Source organism: Amycolatopsis dendrobii, from assembly GCF_014145675.1.
GTDB classification, from domain to species: Bacteria; Actinomycetota; Actinomycetes; order Mycobacteriales; family Pseudonocardiaceae; genus Amycolatopsis; species Amycolatopsis dendrobii.
The window spans coordinates 588367-608351 of record NZ_JACGZW010000004.1 but is presented as its reverse complement, the minus strand read 5'-3'; the positions used below and the strand labels follow the sequence as shown (position 1 = coordinate 608351).

At 67.0% G+C, this 19985-nt stretch carries 23 protein-coding genes; 7 read left to right on the top strand and 16 right to left on the bottom strand.

All coding sequences use genetic code 11. The features are described from left to right. Nucleotides 1–79 precede the first annotated feature (79 nt). Both H4281_RS14605 and H4281_RS14600 read right to left on the bottom strand, forming a co-directional pair. Nucleotides 80–715: a response regulator gene (locus H4281_RS14605; protein WP_182891421.1), complete on the bottom strand. Its 636-nt coding sequence runs from the start codon at nt 713–715 to the stop codon at nt 80–82. Beyond that, complete coding sequence (locus H4281_RS14600) at nt 708–1826, bottom strand: sensor histidine kinase (RefSeq protein ID WP_182891420.1); 1119 nt, start codon at nt 1824–1826, stop codon at nt 708–710. Before H4281_RS14600 ends, H4281_RS14605 begins: the two co-directional genes overlap by 8 nt. Before the next feature lie 184 nt (nt 1827–2010). On the opposite strand from H4281_RS14600, the gene H4281_RS14595 reads away from it, so the two are divergent. Further along, a complete protein-coding gene (locus tag H4281_RS14595) occupies nt 2011–2571 on the top strand; it encodes a GlcG/HbpS family heme-binding protein (RefSeq protein ID WP_182891419.1) in 561 nt (186 codons plus the stop codon). Between the two features lie 153 nt (nt 2572–2724). Here the strand turns inward: H4281_RS14595 and H4281_RS14590 are convergent, their stop codons facing one another. Beyond that, the gene (locus tag H4281_RS14590; protein ID WP_312872112.1) at nt 2725–3303 is read right to left on the bottom strand and encodes a TetR/AcrR family transcriptional regulator; all 579 of its coding nucleotides are present in this window, start codon (nt 3301–3303) and stop codon (nt 2725–2727) included. Nucleotides 3304–3384: 81 nt separating this feature from the next. Between H4281_RS14590 and H4281_RS14585 the strand changes: the two genes are divergently transcribed. Next, nucleotides 3385–4158 carry an SDR family oxidoreductase gene (locus tag H4281_RS14585; RefSeq protein ID WP_182891417.1) on the top strand — a complete coding sequence of 258 codons (774 nt, stop codon included), beginning with the start codon at nt 3385–3387 and terminating at the stop codon, nt 4156–4158. Between the two features lie 25 nt (nt 4159–4183). Then, entirely contained in the window at nt 4184–4516 is a 333-nt protein-coding gene (locus H4281_RS14580; RefSeq protein ID WP_182891416.1) for a VOC family protein, read from the top strand. Between the two features lie 139 nt (nt 4517–4655). On the opposite strand, the gene H4281_RS14575 is transcribed toward H4281_RS14580, so the two are convergent. The 5 genes from H4281_RS14575 to H4281_RS14555 all read right to left on the bottom strand — a co-directional run bounded on the left by H4281_RS14575 (nt 4656) and on the right by H4281_RS14555 (nt 9167). Beyond that, entirely contained in the window at nt 4656–5111 is a 456-nt protein-coding gene (locus H4281_RS14575; protein WP_182891415.1) for an NUDIX hydrolase, read from the bottom strand. Beyond that, nucleotides 5111–5608, bottom strand: coding sequence for a nitroreductase family deazaflavin-dependent oxidoreductase (locus tag H4281_RS14570; RefSeq protein ID WP_237596839.1), 498 nt, complete (start codon nt 5606–5608; stop codon nt 5111–5113). Before H4281_RS14570 ends, H4281_RS14575 begins: the two co-directional genes overlap by 1 nt. Beyond that, on the bottom strand, nt 5605–6804 hold the full coding sequence (locus H4281_RS14565) for an FAD-dependent monooxygenase (protein WP_182891414.1): 1200 nt from the start codon (nt 6802–6804) through the stop codon (nt 5605–5607). The genes H4281_RS14570 and H4281_RS14565 overlap by 4 nt, the downstream gene beginning before the upstream one ends. Before the next feature lie 16 nt (nt 6805–6820). Beyond that, nucleotides 6821–7387, bottom strand: coding sequence for a TetR/AcrR family transcriptional regulator (locus H4281_RS14560; RefSeq protein WP_182891413.1), 567 nt, complete (start codon nt 7385–7387; stop codon nt 6821–6823). Nucleotides 7388–7772: 385 nt separating this feature from the next. Next, nucleotides 7773–9167 (bottom strand): cytochrome P450, encoded by a 1395-nt coding sequence (locus H4281_RS14555; protein ID WP_182891412.1) that lies wholly within the window; start codon nt 9165–9167, stop codon nt 7773–7775. Nucleotides 9168–9245: 78 nt separating this feature from the next. Between H4281_RS14555 and H4281_RS14550 the strand changes: the two genes are divergently transcribed. The 4 genes from H4281_RS14550 to H4281_RS14535 all read left to right on the top strand — a co-directional run bounded on the left by H4281_RS14550 (nt 9246) and on the right by H4281_RS14535 (nt 11849). Next, the gene (locus H4281_RS14550; protein ID WP_182891411.1) at nt 9246–9839 is read left to right on the top strand and encodes a TetR/AcrR family transcriptional regulator; all 594 of its coding nucleotides are present in this window, start codon (nt 9246–9248) and stop codon (nt 9837–9839) included. Nucleotides 9840–10049: 210 nt separating this feature from the next. Continuing rightward, complete coding sequence (locus tag H4281_RS14545; protein ID WP_182891410.1) at nt 10050–10292, top strand: hypothetical protein; 243 nt, start codon at nt 10050–10052, stop codon at nt 10290–10292. Beyond that, nucleotides 10285–10830, top strand: coding sequence for an RNA polymerase sigma factor (locus H4281_RS14540; protein WP_182891409.1), 546 nt, complete (start codon nt 10285–10287; stop codon nt 10828–10830). Before H4281_RS14545 ends, H4281_RS14540 begins: the two co-directional genes overlap by 8 nt. Beyond that, nucleotides 10827–11849 carry a hypothetical protein gene (locus H4281_RS14535; protein ID WP_182891408.1) on the top strand — a complete coding sequence of 341 codons (1023 nt, stop codon included), beginning with the start codon at nt 10827–10829 and terminating at the stop codon, nt 11847–11849. The genes H4281_RS14540 and H4281_RS14535 overlap by 4 nt, the downstream gene beginning before the upstream one ends. A gap of 26 nt (nt 11850–11875) precedes the next feature. On the opposite strand, the gene H4281_RS14530 is transcribed toward H4281_RS14535, so the two are convergent. The 8 genes from H4281_RS14530 to H4281_RS14495 form a co-directional block, all read right to left on the bottom strand. Beyond that, nucleotides 11876–12253, bottom strand: coding sequence for a Rieske (2Fe-2S) protein (locus tag H4281_RS14530; RefSeq protein ID WP_182891407.1), 378 nt, complete (start codon nt 12251–12253; stop codon nt 11876–11878). Continuing rightward, the gene (locus H4281_RS14525; RefSeq protein ID WP_182891406.1) at nt 12250–12534 is read right to left on the bottom strand and encodes a hypothetical protein; all 285 of its coding nucleotides are present in this window, start codon (nt 12532–12534) and stop codon (nt 12250–12252) included. Before H4281_RS14525 ends, H4281_RS14530 begins: the two co-directional genes overlap by 4 nt. Continuing rightward, nucleotides 12531–13799: an amidohydrolase family protein gene (locus H4281_RS14520; RefSeq protein ID WP_312872111.1), complete on the bottom strand. Its 1269-nt coding sequence runs from the start codon at nt 13797–13799 to the stop codon at nt 12531–12533. Before H4281_RS14520 ends, H4281_RS14525 begins: the two co-directional genes overlap by 4 nt. A gap of 22 nt (nt 13800–13821) precedes the next feature. Beyond that, nucleotides 13822–14982, bottom strand: a complete 1161-nt coding sequence (locus tag H4281_RS14515; RefSeq protein ID WP_182891404.1) for an ABC transporter ATP-binding protein — start codon at nt 14980–14982, stop codon at nt 13822–13824. A 38-nt stretch (nt 14983–15020) separates the two neighbouring features. Next, nucleotides 15021–16136: an ABC transporter substrate-binding protein gene (locus H4281_RS14510; RefSeq protein ID WP_182891403.1), complete on the bottom strand. Its 1116-nt coding sequence runs from the start codon at nt 16134–16136 to the stop codon at nt 15021–15023. 16 nt (nt 16137–16152) lie between these two features. Next, entirely contained in the window at nt 16153–17913 is a 1761-nt protein-coding gene (locus H4281_RS14505; RefSeq protein WP_182891402.1) for an ABC transporter permease, read from the bottom strand. Between the two features lie 160 nt (nt 17914–18073). Next, nucleotides 18074–19123, bottom strand: a complete 1050-nt coding sequence (locus H4281_RS14500; RefSeq protein ID WP_182891401.1) for a pyridoxal phosphate-dependent aminotransferase — start codon at nt 19121–19123, stop codon at nt 18074–18076. 87 nt (nt 19124–19210) lie between these two features. Further along, on the bottom strand, nt 19211–19891 hold the full coding sequence (locus tag H4281_RS14495; protein ID WP_182891400.1) for a FadR/GntR family transcriptional regulator: 681 nt from the start codon (nt 19889–19891) through the stop codon (nt 19211–19213). Between the last annotated feature and the right edge of the window lie 94 nt (nt 19892–19985).

Below are 19985 nucleotides of genomic sequence, written 5' to 3'. Positions count from 1 at the left end.
CACTCCCCTCGCCCCGATACGAAGCGCCCCTGCCCGTCAGCGCAATCAAGCTTCGGGGCGCCCCACTCAACCACGGCCATCAGGAAAGCAACCGCTGCTCCTTGGCCACAGCCACCGCCCCAGCCCGAGTATCCACCCCCAGCTTCTCGTAAATCCGCCCCAAATGCGTCTTGACTGTCGCCTCGCTGATAAACAACCGACGGGCGATCTCGCGATTCCCCACCCCCTGCGCCAGCTGTTCGAGAATATCCCGCTCCCGATCAGTCAACGCAGGCCGAGGCGCCCGCAACTGCGCCATCATCCGATCCGCCACCGGAGCCGACAGCGCGGTCCTCCCAGCCGCAGCAGCCCGAATAGCCGCATACAACTCATCCGCGGACTCAGCCTTCAGCAAATACCCCGTAGCCCCAGCGGCAATAGACCGAGTGATATCAGCATCAGTGTCATAAGTGGTCAACACCAGCACCCGAGGCGGCTCAGCGGCGGCCCGAATCCGCCGGATAGCCTCGACTCCGTCCATCCCGTCCCCGAGCTGCAAATCCATCAGAACCACGTCCGGCCGCAACGCGGCAGCGAGATTGATCGCTTCCTGCCCCGTCGCAGCCTCGCCGATGACCTCGATCCCGCCGGCGCCAGCCAGCAACGCGCGAAGGCCGGCGCGAACCATGGCGTGGTCGTCGCACAACACGACACGGATGAGCTGGTCGTCAGACATGGCTTGGCCCCAGCGGAATCGCGGCCGAGATGGCGGTGCCCTGTCCGGGCGCGGATTCGACGGTCAACCGGCCGCCGAGCTGCGTCGCCCGTGCGCGCATGGCGGGCAGGCCGTGGCCGCGGCCGTCGGCGGCCGGGGCGGCCGGGTCGAAACCGCGGCCGTCGTCGGTGATGTCCAGCACGACCTCATCGTCTAGGTAGGTGAGAGTGAGCGCCACTCCCGACGCGTCGGCGTGTTCGCGCGCGTTGGCGAGCGCTCCCTGCGCGATCCGCACCAAAGTGGACTGGACCCGGCCGGGCAGCGGCCGCGCGGGCCCGTCGACCTGCACGCGCACCGGCCGCGGTTCGCGTTCGGCGACGTTCCGGAGGGCTTCCTCGACCGAATGCCCGTCGAGGTCGGCGGGAGCCAGATCCTGGACGAGACCGCGGGCTTCGGCCAGGTTTCTGGTGCCGATCTGTTGTGCCGCATGCAAATGCTCACGGGCCAGATCCGGATCGGCCCACGCGCGGTCGGCCGCCTGGAGCAGCATCGCCTGGCTCGACAGACCTTGCGCCAGGGCGTCGTGGATCTCGCGCGACAGCCGCTGGCGTTCGTCCAGCATCCCCGCACGGCGTTCGGTTTCCCGCAGCCGCACCGCCTGCCGCCGCAGGTACGTGATCACCGCGGCGGTCACAGCGGCGACGGCCACCGGCACGATCGTCAGGTTCGGGTCGAAGCCAGTCGAGAGCCGGTTCTGCGAGAGCACCACGAGCGCGGTCACCAGCGTGACCAGCACCAATGCCGGCCCGGTCGGCAGTGTGCGCAGGCCGGTGACGAACAGCGGGACCGCACACCACGCGAAGCTCGGCGCGAGCAGCACCAGCACCACCCACAGCACGGTCACGACGGTCAGCCAGGCCAGATACGGCACGGTCACCTGCTCGGGACCGGTGATCCGCAGCACCAGGCCGACCGCGTAGACCGCCGCCAGGCAGCCGGTCAGCGCGATCACCCAGGGCGCGGCCGGTTCGCCGTGATGGTGGTCGAGGAAGCGCACGATCGACGCGACCAGCAGCAGGAAGAACGCCGTGTGCATGGTCGCGGCCAGCCACCGCGCGTCCCGATCGGTCATCGCCGCCCTCCGTTTTCCGGTCCGAGATGGAGCTTGACCTGTGCGAACCCGGGCGACATCAGCCGATCGGATGACATGAGTGTCGGCCGTTCCGCGCCGGGAGGCGAGCCGAGACTCCGATCCGGTGAAGGCGGTCCCGGACGCACGATGAATCCATCAAGCCGGACAAGCCGAGGAGCACCCGATGAAGAACTTCACCGCCAAGACCCGCATCGCCACCGTCGTCGGCGGACTCGCCGTGATCGGGGCCGCCACGACCGGCGCGCTGGCCGCGAACGCCGCCACCCCGGCGGCCGCCGCCGCGGCCGCCGCCGCTACCGCCCAGGCCGCGCCGAAGGGGCTGGTCCAGACCACGCACCTGTCGATCGCCGCCGCGCAGAAGGCCGCGCAGGCCGCGCTCAACGCTGCCGAAAAGGCAGGCCAGAAGGTGTCGGTCGCGGTGGTCGACCGCGACGGCAACACCATCGTGACCCTGCGCGGCGACGGCGCGGGCCCGCAGTCGTACTCGTCGGCCGAGGAGAAGGCGTTCACCGCGGTGGCGTGGAACGCGAAGACCTCGGAGCTGACCGGCCGGCTGCAACAGACCCCGACACTGAAGGACATCAAGGGCACCCTGTTCCTCGCCGGAGCGGTCCCGGTGGACGCGAACAACGCCCCGATCGCGGCGGTCGGCGTTGCCGGTGCGCCGTCGGGTGCACAGGACGAGACCTTCGCCCAGGCCGGAGTGGACGCGCTCGGCAAGTAAGACTCGCGCGAAGGCGGCCAGTTGGTCCGGCCCTGGCTCGGTGTGCCTCGTCGTTGACGGCGAGGCCCACCGGCAGGTCTTTGGCTGGAGCCGCCGATGTCGCTCGCTTCAGGTCCGGGTTTCGAGCCAGGCCGGATTCCCGAACCGGGCTGGTCACGAGGTCCGCACGGCCCCGTATCGCAGTCCGTCCAGGAGGATCTCGGTGATCCGGACCGCCTCGTCCTTCCAGCCCTCCGCGATGCGCATGCCGCAAATCCCGCCGAGCGCGCGCAGCACGGTGCGTCCGCCGATGTCAGCGCGGAGCGATCCGGCCGCGGCACCGGCTTCGAGCAACTCGTCGAGCGCACCCGCCATCTGTGCACGGGCGTCCTCGAACACTGGCGAATCCGTCGCCATGATGCTCTCCAGCGCGACCGCCATCCCCTTGCCGACGGCCGCGTGGTCCACCAACCGCAGCAGGAAATATCTCAACGCCTCGTCTGGCGTGTGCTGCGCAAGCAGTTGAGATGGCAGAGCGCACAGCTGATCGACCTCCTGCCGGTAAACCTCCTCCACGAGGGCTTCGCGCGTCTCGAAGTGCCGATAGAGCGTGCCGACCGCTACTCCGGCCCGCTTGGCGATTTCGTCGACATGCGCGTCGGCCTCTCCGGCGAGGAACGCTTCCCGCGCGGCAGCGAGGAGCGCATCGCGGTTGCGCCGCGCGTCGGCGCGCAGTGGGCGGGTGGACGGCACCAGCACCTCCATAAAGTGAGTCCGGTTCAGCTTAGTGTATCGTTTCCGGAGTCAGACTCACCTTAGTGCGGGAGCGATGCCATGACAGTTCCGGACGAGGGTCTCGCGGGCCTCCGCGTGCTGGTCACCGGCGGCAGCCGGGGCCTGGGCGCCGCGACGGTCCGCCGCTTCTCCGCCGCCGGCGCGACCGTGTTGACGGCTTCGCGCAGCGCACCGCCGGACGACCTGCCCGCGACCTTTCTCCCCGCGGACCTCTCGACCGAAGCCGGCGCGGCTGAGCTTGGCCGCCGGGTGACCGAAAGCGTCGGCGGAGTCGATGTCCTGGTCAACAACGCGGGAGCCGCGACCGGCCCGTCGCCGACGCTGAAGCGGACCGACGAATCCTGGCTCGCAGATCTTGAGATGAACCTGCTGAGCGCGGTCCGTCTCGATCGCGCGCTAGTGCCGGGGATGGTCGAACGCGGCTCCGGCGTGGTCGTGCACGTGTCGTCGATCGCGAGTCACCTGCCGCAGCGCGGTGAAGCTTCCTACGCAGCGGCGAAATCGGCGCTCAACACCTACAGCCGTTCGCTGGCGACGGAGGTCAGCGCACAGGGCGTGCGGGTCGTGTGCGTGTTGCCGGGGTTTGTGGTCACTGAGGGCGCGGCCGCGCATCTTCAGCGGATCGCGTCGCAGGAAGGCGTTGGGGCGGACGAGATTCAGCAGCAAATCGTGGACCGGCTGGACGTGCCGATGGGACGGCCGGGCGCCCCCTCGGACGTGGCGGAAATGATCGCGTTTCTCGCGTCCAGCCGGGCGAAATGGCTGACCGGTGCGGAGTTCCGCGTCGACGGCGGGATCATCCCAGCGGTCTGAGCGCGGAGACGGAAAGGAGTTCTCAATGAGCTTGAAGCTCGGCGCGGTGATCATCGACGCGGCGGCACTCGAAGAGGAAAGTACGTTCTGGCACCAGTTTCTCGGCGGTTCTGTCGCCGCGACGGAAACGCACCATTTCCTGTCCGCGGAAGGTTTTCCGACGCTGGTGATTCAGCACGCCGCCGGACAGGCGCCACCGGAGTGGCCGGACGGAGCGTCGCAGCAGGTGCACCTGGACATCACTGCGGCCGACCTCGCCGCGGCGGAAAGCCGGGCGGTGGAAGCGGGCGCGCGCCAGCTTTCCGGTCACGTGTACGCGAGCCCGGCGGGGCATCCGTTCTGTCTCCGGCAGGCTTGAAATCCCGATTCCCTCGCCATGGATTCGCCTGTCGGCCGCGGTGGGGCGCTCGACCGGCGAGGTCCTGGTCTCGGCAAGATCGCGAACAGGAACGGCGCGGAGCTCAATCAGCGAAAGCCGCGCACCCGGCACCGGCAACCTAGCCGCCGAACCGCTTCACGTAATCCTCGACGATGGGCCTTTCCGGCGCGATGATGTCGTCCGGAAGCCGGTCCAGCGGGAAGAACTCGTAGCCGGTGATCTCCGTGCCGTCCACGGTGACCTCGGTGTTCCCGACGGTCGCGGTGAACGCGGCGGTGACGTTGTGGACCTCGTCGCCGTGCGGGTACCGGTAGAAGTATTCCGGTCCGGAGTAGACGCCGAGCAGTTCGAGGTCCCGCACCTCCAGGCCGATTTCCTCCCGCACCTCGCGGCGGCCCGCGTCCTCGTAGGACTCGCCGGGGTCGAGGAATCCGCCGGGCAGTCCCCAGTCCTGGCTTTCCTCGCGGAACACCAGCAGCAGCCTGCCGCGCTCGTCGGCGATCAGCACTGACGTGCCGGGCAGGATCAGCGGACGGGTGCCGACAAGCTGGCGCAGTTCGGCGATGTAGTTCATCAGCGGTCAGTACCTTCTCGGTCGGGTTCGGCTCCGTCGCGGGGACGGAAGGCGACGATCGGCAATTGCCGGACCATCCGGTGCCGTGCCGCGTCGGAGCCGTCGTAGCGCCAGCCCAGCAGTTTGCTCAGCACCGGATGCAAAACCGGGCGCAGCAGCAGATTTCGGCGTTCGTAATCGGCGATCGCGTCGGCCGCTTCGGGTTCGTCGAGGGTGCGGTACGCGGGGACGAACTTCCGGCGGCCGATCACGACCTCCGCCGCGGGGGCCGCCTGGATGTTGCGGTACCAGTCGGACGACGGGCCAAGGCCCGCGATGGCCAGCACTTCGCCGGACTGGGGACGGAGGCCGATCACCTCCAGGACCGTCCGGTACTCGCGGCCGGATTTGCGGCCGACGTGGGTCAGGCACAGGAACCGCTTGCCCAGCAACCATCCCAGGTCGCGGTCGTACAGCTTCGCCGGCGCCTTGAAGACCGTGCGTGCGATCGGTTTCACGGTCGGGCTCCTTCCCTTGCCGAATGGTGCAGGTTCGTGATGAGCGCCGTGGATTTCCCGGTCAAACTCCCGGCCACGACTCGGTCAATTCCGGGCAACCGGGCGAGTTTGAGCGCGAGCCGCCGCAAGCAGAGCTGAGGTTTGCTGCCGGGGAGGAACCAGCGTGCGCCGTTGCGGGCCAACTGCTGTTTGCCGGCTGCGACGGGACGCCACAGCCGCTCGTATTCCGCCAGTCCTCCGGCGATCGACGACGCGCGGTTCAGTTGCTCAGCCAGCACGTACGCGCCCGCGATTCCGAGCGACGCACCCTGTCCGGCCAGCAGCGACACCGCGTACGCCGCGTCTCCGACCAGCGTGACGCGGCCCTTGCTCCACGCTGGCATCTCAATCTGGGCGACCTGGTCGTAGTAGATCTCCCCGGACGGCGGGCAGTGCCGCAACGCTTCCGGCACCATCCAGCCGAGCGAGCCGTAGGTGTCCAGCAGCGACTCCCGGAGGTCGCCGGGCAGGGCGGGATCGGGCGTGCGATGGACGGCGAAGGCGGCGACCGTTCCGGCGCGCAAGCCGTAGAAACCCATCTGCCTGCCGACGGTGTCGGTGAGGCAGAACCGTCCGTCCGCCACCGCGTGGATCTCGGGCGATCTGAACAGGAACGCCGCGGTGTGGAAGCCGAGGTAGCGCAGGAACCGGGATTCGTCTCCGAACACCAGCCGCCGGACCGTCGAATGAATGCCGTCGGCCCCCACCAGCAGATCGGCCTCGAGCACGGAACCATCCGAGAGGGTCGCGGCGACCCGGTCGCCGTCGTCCTCGACTGCGACTGTCCCGCTGTCGTACCGAAGCTCGACTTCGGCGGGCAGCGACGTGCGCAAGGCCCGTTCCAGATCCGGCCGCAGAAGGCTCAGCAACCGGCCGCCTACGGTGCGCGCGAACTGGCCGAACTGGATATCGGACCGACGCTTTCCCTGTGCGTCGAGGAGAATCGCTTCGGAAATCGGGTACGCCGCCTCCTTGATGGCAGGCAACGCGCCCATCGCCTCGGCCGCGTCGTAGCCGGGACCGAAGAAGTCGATCATGTAGCCCTGCGGACGCGGCCCGGGCGCGCGCTCAACCAGCGTGACCTCGTTGCCCAGCGCCGACAGCCGGTTCGCCGCGGCCAGCCCGGCGATGCCGGCGCCACAGACCAAGATCCTCATCGCACTTCTCTCCCCCCTAGGGCAGCGTGACCAGCCCGCGCAGGACGGCGGTGACCGCCGCTGGGTCTCCGCCGGGAGCGAGGCCGCGGTGCAGCAGCAGGCCGTCGACAGTCGCCACCAGCACCTCCGTGGTCGCCTCCGGATCCGGGAGGCCGCGTTCGGCGAGCCAGGTGCTGACCTGTGCGCGGAACGCCAAGAGCAGTCCCCCGATCTGGTCCCGCAGTTCGTCGTCGCGCCGGGCCGCCAGATACGCCTCGATGAACAGCACCGACAACGGGTCCACCCCGGTGTACGGCTCGACCGACCCGAACAGCGCGGACACCAGGTCAGCCGGGTTCTGCGTCGCGGCCAGCGCCGGTCCGACGCTTTCCAGCACCTCGCGCATCGCGTCGAGAACCGCCTCCCGCAGCAGCGCCTGCAGCGACGGGAAGTGGTAGTGCACGACGCTCGGCGTCACCCCCGCCCGATCCGCCAGCACGCGGGTGCTCACCGCCGCCCAGCCGCGTTCCGGCACCAGCTCCCTCGCCGCCGCCAGCAACCGCTGCCGCACGTCACGCCCTCGTGCCGCTGCCGGTGAGTTCATCCGCGTTTCTCCTGGCCGACCGTCCTGGGCAGTCGTTCAGGGCGATCGTCCTGTACGACTGCCCTGATAGTAGCGCGATCTCCAGTGACCGGGAAGCGGAGTGATCCACAAACCACCTGAAGGCGGGAGACGGCGGCGATATTCGACCTGCCCGCCAGCGTCGGCTTTTCTGCCTTTCCCGGAAAACGACAGGTGCCTCACCGGCGCCTCAGCACGCGCTGCCCTCGGCACGGCCGGTTCCGGGGATACCTGGCGTGCCGTTCGCGTTCGACACGCTCGGCCTGGTCGCGCCGTTCGCGTTCGCTCTGGTCGCGGTCATGGCGCTGGTCGCGTTCGGCACGCCGTGACCGGGGGCGCGGCGAGGCACCGGACGCTGTCCGGAAAACTAGCGGCCAGCTGAGGTCAGCTCCGCCGCCCGCTCCCGGATCCGCGGCCGGAGAGTGAACCCGCTCGGCTTCAGCGTCAGCGATTCGACGATCTTCAGCTCATACGCCGGATCTGCCTCGAAGTCATAGCGCTGCAACATGATTCCCAATGCCAGCACCGCTTCGTGCAACGCGAACTGGCGGCCGATACACGCGCGCTCCCCAGTGCCGAAGGGTTTGTACGCCTGAGCCGGACGCTTCCGCACCGCCGCCGGTTCGAAGCGGTCCGGGTCGAACTTCTCCGGATCCGGCCCCCACACGGCCGGATCGCGGTGGAGCATCGGCAACGGCACGATGATCGAATCGCCCTTGCGCATCGGATACTTCCCGCCCAGCACCAGGTCTTCGCGGGCTTCCCGCGAGTAACCGGGCGCAGTCGGCCACAACCGCATCGCCTCGTCGAGCACACGGCGGACGTACCGCAGCTTCGCGACGTCGCCGAAGGCCGGTTCACGATCGCCCCATACCGCATCGACTTCAGCGCGGGCCTTCTCCAGCAGCTCCGGATGCCGCGTCAGGTAGTACAGCGCGAACGACAGCGCGCCTGACGTCGTCTCATGGCCGGCGACCACGAAAGTGATGGCCTGATTGCGAATGTTCACCGGATCGAGGTGTTCCCCGGTCCTCGGGTGCCCCTCGGCGAGCATCAGCCCGAGCAGATCACGCGCCTCGCCGCCTTCCCGGCGGCGCGCCTCGATCACCTCGTCGACCAGATCCGTCATGGTCGCGATGTCAGCCTGATTCTGCGCGGACGACCCGGCCAGCGCACGCCGCACGAACGGCAGCTTGACGTTGTCCAGCTGCGCGAACCGCAACGCGCGAATCATCGCCGTGACGAACGGATGCGGCTCGGCCCGCTCGAACGACCCGAACCGATACCCGAACCCGGCGAGCCCGATCGTCTCGAGCGTCAGCCGAGTCATGTCGGCAGCGACGTCGACCGGGCCGGTCGCCCTGTCCCACGCCGCGGTCAGCTCGTGGGCGACCTCGAGCATCGTCGAGTGATACCGCCGCATCGCCTCGGCGGAAAACGCGGGCTGCAGAATGTCGTGCGCCAGCCGCCAGTTGGGCTCGCGCGTGTGCGCGGTGAACAGCCCGTCGCCGGCAACACCGCGCAACCGCTCGACGCCAAGCCCGACGTGCTTGCCGAACCTCGACTCGTCGTTCAGCTCGGTGACCAGGTCGATCCCGCAGGCGAACACGATCTCAAGGCCGAAGAACTTGCGCGTGAAAATCGGCCCGAGCCCGGCACCGGCCCGCATGGTGCTCTGCAGCGGCGTCCGCACATTGGTCCCGATCAGGTCCCCCAGCACCGGCAACCGGCCCGGCCGGTGCGGAATCGCGGTGGTGTCCACAGTTCGCTCCCTACTGAACCCACATCCAATAAGGTCACCATCCCCCGCTACTGAACCGGTGTCAAGTAAGCTGGGAGGATGCGGACGCGCCTGAGCACCGAACAGCGCCGCGAACAGCTGCTGACCATCGGAGCAGGCCTGTTCGCGGGCCGCCCGTACGACGAGGTGTGGATCGAAGAAGTAGCCGAAATCGCCGGCGTCTCACGCGGCTTGCTGTACCACTACTTCCCCACCAAAAAGGATTTCTTCGCCGCAATCGTGCGCGGCCAGCGCGACCAGCTGCTGGCGATGAGCGAACCCGACCCGGCGCTGCCGGTGGCCGAGCAACTGCGCGCGGGGCTGGAGGTATACCTGGAATTCGCCCGCACCCACCCCGACGGCTACCGCATCGTGCACCGCAGCGCGGGCGACGCGGACCGCGAAATCCGGGAAATCCGCGAGGCCGGGATGGCGGCGAACGCCGACCGCATCCTGTCCGCGGTGAGCTTGCTGCGGCCGGTGACTGCCACCACGCGGCTAGCGGTCCGGGGATGGCTCTCGTTCGTGGCGACGCTGATCCTGGACTGGCTGGACGAGCCGAAGATCAGTACGGAGGAACTGCGCGATCTCTGCGCGCGGACTCTTTTCGCGGCAGTAGACGTGGATCCCCACAACATTCCGAATCCGGCCTGAGCAAGCCAGGAGATTCCGGTTCCAGAACACCGATACCTGCGTCGGGGCGGATACCGTCACACTTCACGGTCTGCGAGCGTTGATAGTCCGGTGATGTGGAAGGGGCACAGCGACGCCTGAGCGTCCCGCTGAACCAACTGAAGTTCACGCCAGCAGCGCCGCCCGCCTCTTAACTTCCGACCGATGCCCCTCGCCCGGAAGCGAGCCGCCATGGATTCGATCACCACGCTGGCATCCTGCCTCGCCAGCGCATTGGCTGCGCTGTCGGCGCTGGCGCTGCGACTGCGCTGGCAAGCCGACTGGGAGCGACGACGTCAGGAAACCCTCGATGCGATCACCGCGCGACTCCCGCCGGACGGGGCAATCGAACTGGACGAGCTTCGAAGCGACGGCAGCCGCATAAAAATGCGGATCGTCGCACGGCAGACGGCCGCGGCGGACAACCATGCCTGAACGCAACCGCGCTCGTTCGTCCGCCGCGCCGACATCGGATACGAGCAGCGACTACTCCCGAAACGACGAGTTCAGCCAGTTCTACTACTCGACAGTCCGGGATCTGACCGGGTTCCTGATCATGCAGGGTGCGCGACTGGCAGACGCCGCCGACATCGCGCAAGACACGCTCTGCAGTGCCTACCGCCTGTGGTCCGCGATCAACAACCCGCGTGCCTGGTCGTATCGGACCGCCTCCCGTGCCCTGCTCCGCAGGCTCGTCAGCGGTCGAGAAGACCTGGTCGGCGAACTGCCAGAGCCAAGCCCGCTACTTCGCGCGACCGCCATCGACGGGTGGGAACAGCAGCAGGACATCGTGGTCCTGCTCGACCGGCTGCCGCCACGGCAACGGCAAGTCATGGCTTGGACGCTGTACGGATACACCCCGAAGGAGATCGCCGACGAACTCGGAATCAGACCGGAAGCCGTCCGCGCCAACCTGATGAAAGCTCGACGTGCGCTCGCCCAGCACCTACCGCGCGAGGAGGGAAGCCGATGACTCACCATCCAGAGCGAGAATTCGATCAATGGCTCGGCGAACGTCAGCGCGGGCTGAGCGATTCCCTCGACGCAGTGCTGAACCTCCACTCCGGGTTGCGCGACGCACTCCTCCCCGACCGTCGGGCCGATCTGGACCGCGCGCTCAGCAACGCGGTCGACCCCGGAGCGGGATTGGCCGCGATTCTGACCTCCCGACCGGAAACGGCCCCTCGGGCACCGGCCGCAGGTGGACCGGACGGCGGCGACCTGACCGCCTACTCGCTGGCCCTGATGGCGCGGCCGGAGCAAACAAGACTCGCTCTGCGCGCTCGAATTCCTTACAACGAGCTCAACGAGATCGACTCGGAACTGTCCTGGCAAACCACCTTCCGAGAGCTTGCCGATGACCTGAAGGCAATCCACGAGTCACTCCAGCTGAAAAATCCGGTCGAACCCGAACTTCGCCGCCAAGCTCTCGACCTCTTAAAGACCTCGGTAAAAGCCGTCGACCAGTACCGCATCGCGCCGCGCTACGGCCCTCTCAACGGACTAGTCCTTCGCGACAACGAGAAACTCGCCTACGCACGACGTCTCGCGTCCACTTGGATCAACCTGATCGAAGCCGACCGTCTCCACGACACCCGGCTCGACTTCATCGCGCGCCGTTTCGAATCGGCCGTCGATGCCGGGCTCTCCATCATGCACGCTTTCTCCCGGGTGGATCGAGTCGATATCGATCTAGCCGAAGCCCTCAAGAACGAGCTGCGCCGGCTCCGGGAACGCGGTGCCGACGGACGGTTTTCGTCGTCGATTACCAAAGCCGTCAACCGCATTCGCCGGGCCACCACTGACTTCACCGGAGCAGATCTTGCTTCAGCCGACCTCACTGACATCCCGCTCGTTGGTGTCCGCTGGTCTGCCGCTACCCGATGGCCAGCGGAATGGGCAGAACACGTCCGGCGCAACTCGACAGAAATCAAGCCCGGGGTCTTCGAGATCCGCCGGCGTCCACGCAACCTCAGCCACTCGACCCTCTGACCGCCGACGACTCGAACGCCCCATGCTCAAATCCTTACCACGACCTCATCCCCCACCACCCGCACCGGAACCCCGCTCAACCCCACCCGCCGATCAGCCGGATGCCGCCCGGTCAGAACATCGAACTCGAACCCGTGCCAAGGGCAGACAATATTCCGATCAGCCGGATGAAACGCGGGCCCGGCGCTCTTCCGATCCTCCCGAACCGGCTGAATGGTCCGAGGCATGATCTTCCCCTGGCAAACCGGCCCGCCCTGATGCGGACATACGTTATGCCAAGCCCGCACCTCCCCGGCATGGAAGTAAAGCCCTACCTCGAACCCGTCAACCTCCACCACGATCCGCCCTCGCGCGCGAAGATCCGCGAGCCCGGCGACAACGACGTCCCGCTGCACGGCACTCATACGGCCCTCCGGTACCAGATCGCCATGTCGAACAGGTTCACATCCGCCGCGTCCAGCAACGCGGTAACCAGGACCACAGTCTCCGTAGCAGTCAACGCATCCGCACGGATCGGCCAGGCAATCTTCCCCACCCGATCAGTCTTGGCGGAGAACAACCGAGCCGCCGCATACAACAGCTCAGCGATCTCTTCATCGGCGACCGCGGCAGCCTGGTCACCCGAAGCGATCTCAGATGTCAACGGACCCAGCCGAGATACCAGCGATGTCAGTTCAGATGTCATGAAGAGACCCCAGGACGCTCATGAAGCACGCTCTTCGCAGCAGGCTTCCGCCGATCAGCAGGAAGATTGAACACCCGAGCAGCATTAAGCCCAAGAATATTCCGCTTAGCCTGCTCAGACAAAAACGGCAACCGGGTAATAGTGGAAGGCGCATCCCAATCCCAATGCGGCCAGTCCGAGGAATACAACAACTGCGTCTCCGCGTTGAACGCCTTCATCCCAGCCTCGAGCAACTCCATGCTCGTCCGCTCCATAGGCTGGCTCGTGTACCACATGTCCTTCATGTACTCACTGGGCAACCGGGTCAGCCCAGGAGCCTCGCTGGGCCGCATCAGCACCTCGTGGTCAAGCCGCTGCATCAGGAACGGGATCCAAGCCAGCCCGCTTTCCACCCAGACCATCTTCAACCGGGGAAACCGCTCCGGCATGGCATTGACGATCCAGTTGGTCACATGAATCTGATTGTAATGCGTAAACGACAACGCATGCATTGACAGGAACCGGTTCAGCTGGGCAAACGACGGATCGCCCCAATGATATCCGGAGTGGAACGCGAGCGGCTTCCCGCTGTCCTCGATCAGTTTGTACAACCGGGTATAGACATCCGAATGCACCGGATTGTTGCGCGTCGAACACACCGTAAACCCGATGATCCCGGCATCACCGGCATACTTCTCGACCAGCTCCTCGCAGACCTCCGGCGTGTTGTACGGCAGATACAACATCCCCTTGAGCCGATCATCCTGCGGCAGAACGACTTCGGTCAGCCACCGGTTGAACGCCCGCCCGAGCACCACCTCGATCTCGTCCTGCGGATGCATCCCCAGCAGCAACATCGCACTGGGGAACACCACCTGGTAATCCAGGCCCATCGCATCCATACCGCGCCGGGCAGCAGCGACGAACGGGTGCCCGGACACCCCGTCAAGCGGTTCCTTGCGACCTTGATGCCCGATCCGCCCGCCGACACTCTGATGCGACATTCCCGGCTGGATGTTCAGCAACGCGTTGTTCCCAGCGAACTTGCCGAACTGATCCATGCCGATCTGGCGCCACACGTCATTGTCGATGAGTTCCAGCACCTCGCCCCAGAAATGGTCTTCCGAGACATGCGCGTCGATATCGACGATGAAGTAGTCGTCGTACTCCCGCTCGGCCTGTCTGGTCGCGTGGGCGAGGACGTCGCGGGTGTCGGTGCGCCCGCCGATCTCGGCGAGTTCCCGGATCCGCGGCCCGTCGGAACGAGGACTGGAGAAATCGGGCACGGATTCTTCCCTTCGTCCGGCGTCAGCGGGGCGCGACGGCGGCATCGGTCATCGTGGTCAGGTAGTCGTCGTCAGCGGGGGCCGCGTTCTCGTGCGGGATGACGACGGCGCGGTCGGGGCTCACCGCGAAAGTGTGTTCCTCGCCCGCGGTCGGGACGGATTCCGCGGACAGTTCGGCCGTTTCCGTGCGCACCCGCATCGGAAGACCGTCCGCACGGACGAGAAGATTGACGGCACTTCCGAGATAAGTAGTGCGCTCGACGGTTCCGCGGAACTGTCCCGCACCAGAACCGTCCGGGGACAGCCGGGCATGCGCCGCGCGGAACGCGATGTCAGCCCGGTCGCCCAGAGAAACCTCGCCAGTCGCGATCCCGGAAAACACCAGCGAAGTGTCATCGACCCGCACATCAGCAGTCTTGCCGTGCACGCCGGTGACCGTTCCGGGCAGGATGTTCTGAAAGCCCATGAAGTCCGCGACATACGCCGAATTCGGGCGGTCGTACAGGTCGCTCGGCGTACCGGACTGGACGATGACACCCTCGCTCATCACGATGATCCGGTCGGACAGCGTGATCGCTTCCTCCTGGTCGTGCGTCACGTAGACCGACGTCGTCTCGAAGCGGTTGTGCAGCGAGCGCACCTGCTGGCCCATCTGGTACCGCAGTTTGCTGTCCAAATTGGACAGCGGTTCGTCGTAGAAGATGATCCCCGGCCGGGCGGCCAGCGCACGGGCAAGCGCCACGCGCTGCTGCTGACCGCCCGACAAAGCGGTGACCGAACGCTTCCCGAGATCGGAAAGACCCACCGCGTCCAGCATCTCCTGCACTCGCTGCGCACGCTCCCGGCCGGGCATCCGGGCGACCTTCAGCGGGTACGCGACGTTGTCGGCGACGCTCAGGTGCGGCCACAGCGCATAGCTCTGGAACACCATGCCGACCTGGCGTTTGTCCGCGGGCACGAACGTGCGGCGCGCGGTGTCGACCACAACCCGGTCACCCATGACGATCCGGCCCGAACTCGGCCGTTCCAGCCCGGCCAGGCAGCGCAACGTCGTGGTCTTGCCGCAGCCCGAGGGGCCGAGCAGCGTCACGAATTGCCCCGACTCGATCGTCAGATCCAGTTCGTGCAGCGCCGCCTTCGCGCCGTACTTCTTGGTGAGTCCGGTTACCTGGACCTCGGTCATCGTGACCTGCGCTTTCTCTTCGGCCGGGAGGCGAGGTGCTACTTCTTGAACGCCTGGGTGATGAAGTCGAAGTACGGCTTGTTGAACGCGGGGTCCGGGTTCGAGAACGGCAGCCGCGGCAGTTTGTCCAGCGACGGCAGTCCGGGCGGGCCGGGCGCGGTCGGCGTGCGGCCGTAGGAATTGTCCTTCTCCGCCAAGGCTTTCTGACCTTCCGGCGAGTACAGCCAGTTGACATACAGCTGCGCGGCCTCGGAATGCGGCGCGTCCTTGATCAGGCACAGTGCCGAACGCGCCATGTAGTTTCCGCCGTCCTCCAGCGGGAACACCATGTCGATCGGCGCACCCTTCTGCTTCTGTGCCTCGAAGTAGCCCTGATATACCGCGATGCCGACCGGGAACCGGCCACTGGCGACATCTGTGGGCACCATCGGTTCGGATTGAGATATCTGCAGGTCCTGCGCGGCCAGCTTCTCCAGGTAGGAGCGGCCCCACTTCTTCTCGTTCTCGGGCAGCATCAGCGATTCGAGGATGTACCGGATGCCGCCGGGCACGGTCATGTCGCCGACCGCGATCTTGCCCTTCCACTTCGGGTCGAGCAGGTCGTGCCAGTTCTTCGGCGCGTCCTGCTTCTGCACCTGGTCGGTGTTGTAGACGAACCCGAAGTAGCGCAAGGCGAAGTAGGTGAGCCTGCCGTCGTTGTCGGTCGGGACCTTGAACCCGGGATCGGCGGTGCGCACGTCCGCGGTGGTGCAGATGTTCGGCTTCGCCGCCGCCTGCGGGGATTCGCCGCCGACGTAGATGTCCGCGATCCGGTTCCCGCTCTGCGCCTCGGTGTCGAGCTTGGTGAGGATCTGCGCGTCCGCCTGGTCCTGCGGGAGCAGTTTGATCCCGGGGAAGCGTTTGGTGAACACGTCGTTCATCGCCTGGTTCGCGGTCACCCCGGGCCCGTACAGCACGAGCTGAGTGTGGTTGGCCGCGAACGCCTTGTCGTACAGCTCGTTCATATATTTGTTGGCTGCGGCTGACGCGCCAGGGACCTCAACTGGTGTACTCGACTTCGTCGCGCCCGCCGACGCACAGGCGGTCAGCGCGGCGAGCAGACCGGCGGTGAGCGCCAGGGCCGGCGCGCGCAGTTTCGTACGGGAGAACTTCATTGTTCTTCCTCTCGGGTCAGGGGGTGAGGCGGGAGAGCGGACCTGCGGAACGGTCGCGGCCGAGGAGCCGGCCGCCGAGCTTGACGGACGCCGCGGCGAGCGCGAGGACGACGAACGCGGCGAGCAGGATGATCATGAACAGCGCCGCGCCGCGGGACATTTCGCCAGTGAGGAACTGCTGGAACGCGGTCAGCGAAACGGGTTCCAGACCGGGCGGGGCGAGCAGCATCGGCACGGCGAGGTTGCCCGAGATGAACAGCGCGGACAGGAACCAGCCGGCCAGGAAACTCGGGATGACCAGGCGCAGCACGATGGTCGCCAGCACCCGTGCCGCGCTCGCGCCGGACATCCGGCCGGCTTCCTCCAGTTCGGGCGACAGTTGCGCGAGCGCCCCCTCGGCGATCCGGCTCGACACCGGGATCGTCGCGACGACCAGCACGAGCGTCATCAGGAACGCCGAACCGTAAAGCCCGCGGAAGGCCGGCAGGTACAACACGGCGAACATGTAGGCGAGACCGAGCACGACGCCGGGCAGCGCCCACGGAATCCAGACGGCAAACGACGTGTAGCTGCGCAGGAATCCCCGGCGCCGCGCGGTGACATACGTGGTGAGCAGCGCGATCGAGATCGAACCGAAGCCGCCGATGACCGCGAGCCACGCGGTGAGCGCGAGGCTTGAGCTGAACTGCGGGTCGGTCAGCATCGTGACGTAGTTGTCCAGGGTCAGCCCGGTGCTCATCACGCCGAAGATCGGCTGGAGGCTGCCGAGCACCATCGCGAACAGCGGCAACAGGAAGTTCAGCAGCACCACCACGACGATCAGCGCGGCCAGCACCCAGCGGATCGGGCCCAGCTCCTGCGGATCGCGCCGCGACGTCTTGCCGGTGAGCGTGGTGAAGCTGCGGCCGCGCAGCATCCAGCGCTGCGCCAGGAACAGCAGCAGCACCAGCAGGATCAGCACGAGAGACAGCGCGAACGCCTTCGTGTACTCGGCTGGCGCCTCATCCCGGACGTAGTGATATATCTGCGTCGAGAAGACGTAGATGCCCGCCTGGCGGCCGATCAGCTGCGGTCCGTCGAACGACTGGAACACCAGCACCGCGATCAGCAGCGCCGCGCCGGTGATCGCCGGGCCGACCGACGGGATGGTGATGGTGAAGAACGTCCGCACCGTGCCCGCGCCGCTGATCGCCGCGGCCTCGTCGAGCGACTGGTCCCGGTTCTTGAACGCGCCGAGCAGCAGCAGGTACGCGAACGGCAGGTAGCCGAGCGACGTCAGCAGGATCAGCCCGCCCCAGCCCTGGATGTTGATCAGCGGGCCGTGCGTGCCGAGCGAGCGGCCGAGCTGGTTGAGCAGGCCGTTCTGGGCGTTGCCGAGCATGATCCAGCCGAGGGTGTGAAACAGCGGCGGGACGAAGAGGTTGATCACCATGATCGGCGTGAGCAGCTTGCGGCCGGGCACGTTCGTGTTGGCCGCGATCCAGGCGAACAGCCCGCCGCCCGCCACCGAGATCGTGCCGCACACGACGACCAGCACGATCGAGTTCCACAGCGTGTGCCACGTTTCCGGAGCCTCGAACGCGGCGAGCAGGCCGCTCATCGTGAACGGCATGTTGTCCGAAGGCAGTCCGTCACGGAAGGCGCCGAGCACGATCATCGCGACCGGATAGACGAAAATCAGCGTGAGCCCGGCGAGCAAGGTCGCTTTGAGCACACCGCCGGTCACCGAGCGGCGCATCGAGGCCCGCCGGTCGTGCTCGAATAGGCGCTCGGTCACTGCACCGTTCCTTCCTGCGAGCGATCGGTTACCCGCCGCGGGGACGAACCGCTCCGTCCGTCCTGCCGGTTAGCGTAAGAACTCGGGTGCGGCGGCTCATCGAGCGGCTCTCCGAAGTCCTTCCGGTTTCCTCCGACACGGTGTCGGAGGAAACCGCTGATCAGACAAGCGCGGCGAGCACCGCGTCGTTTTCTTCGGGCAGCCCGATCGTCACGCGCGCCCCGCCCGCCTTCGGGAACGGCCGCGCGAGCACGCCGCGAGCCTCCAAACGGGACAGCAGATCGGCCGCGTCTCCGGGCAGGAAAAGGAAATTCGCCTGGCTCGGCACGAACGCGACGTTCGCCGCGGTCAGCGCGGCCTCGACGCGAGCGCGTTCGGAGACGATGACGGCGGTTCTTTCCTTCGCCACAGCCAATCCTTCCGCGCTCAGCGCCGCGATGACCGCCGCCTCGGCCACGCTGTTGAGCGCGAACCCGACGGACGTGCGGCGCAGCGCCTCCGCGATCCGCGGTGCAGCAGCGGCATAACCGACGCGGATGCCGGCCAAACCGTGCGCTTTGGACAGTGTCCGCAGCAGCACGAGATTCTCGAACTCGTCGAGCAATCCGACAGTCGCGTCCACTGGTTCGGCGGACACGAACTCGCGGTATGCCTCGTCGACAACAACCAGCACGCGCGACGGGACGCTTTTCAGGAAATCGCGGATATCCTCGACCCCGCGCAGCCCGCCAGTCGGGTTGTTGGGATTGCAGAGGTAGACAATGCGGGTTTCCGGGCCGACCGCGGCGAGCATCGCGTCGAGATCCATCGCGCCGTTCGCGTCGAGACCGACCTCTGTGGACTCAGCGCCGGCGAGCGAAAGCGCCGCCGCATACGCCTCGAAGGACGGCGCCGGGCGCACACCGTGCACGCCGGGTTCGCAGACCAGCCGGGCGAGCGCGTGCAGCAGCGTGCCGGAACCGTTGTCGATCGCGATCCGTCCCGCGTCCAGACCCATCGCCTCGGCGACAGCGGCGCGCGCCGCGGCACGGTGGTAATCGGGGTAGCGATGGGCATTCCGGGCCGCTTCGGTCATCGCGGCGACGATGACGTCGGCGGGAGCCCACGGCATTTCGTTCTGGGACAAGCGGATCGGCGGCTGCGCACCGCGGGACGAGCGATCGGGGGCGGCGAGCACGCGGTCGACCACGCTGCGGAGCTCCAGCAGCATGCATCCTCCTCAAGCCGGACGATTAACTGTAATGAATATACATAATTCTGAGCGCGTGTACATCCATCAGTTCTCCGGCTTGAGATATCAGGAAGGCCGGGCCGCTACCGCGGGACGGCGATGCCGCGAGATCGCCGACTCCGCCAGCTCGTGGTCGCGCTTCATGACCGCCTCGGCGAAGTCGAGGTGCGTGCGCAACCGCGCCTGCGTGGTCGGCGCGGTGACGCCTTCGAGCCGCGCGGCGATGATGTAGTCGACGAGATTCGTATACAGGCTGCGCAAAAGCTCGTTCGGCGACACCCGCGCGATCCGTGCGTGCAGCGCCCAGATCGCCGTAGGCGCCTCGGCGGAATCCCAGGCCGCCTTCAACGTCTCGGCGCACGCTGAGATATCAGCGATGTCCTCGTCGCTCGCGTTCTCGACCGCGTCGTGCAGGACCGAACCGTCGAGCGCGTCCAGGACGCGCAGGCAGTTCTCCACCGTCGCCTTCCCCTCGCGCAACTGCAGCAGCTGATCGCTCAGGTGCGTAAAGGGCGAGCGCGTCGCGACGAAGATCCCGCCGCCAGGGCCCGGCTTCGCGTCGACGATGCCGCGGGCGCGCAGCAGCTGGATCGCCTCGCTCAACGTCGCCGGCGCGACCCCGAAGCGCGCCATCAACTCCTGACGGCGCCCGACGAAGTGACCGGCGCTCCAGCCCTCCGAGACGATCTCGTCCTCGAGCGCGCGAGCGACCTGGACGGCAGCGGCGGTGTTCGTGATCTGCGGCAAGGGTCCTCCGAAGTACTCGGTCCGGTGACGTCGCCGACGCGGGTCACGCGTAGTGACAGATTAGAGGCGCACCGGAACCCTGAACACCCGGCAT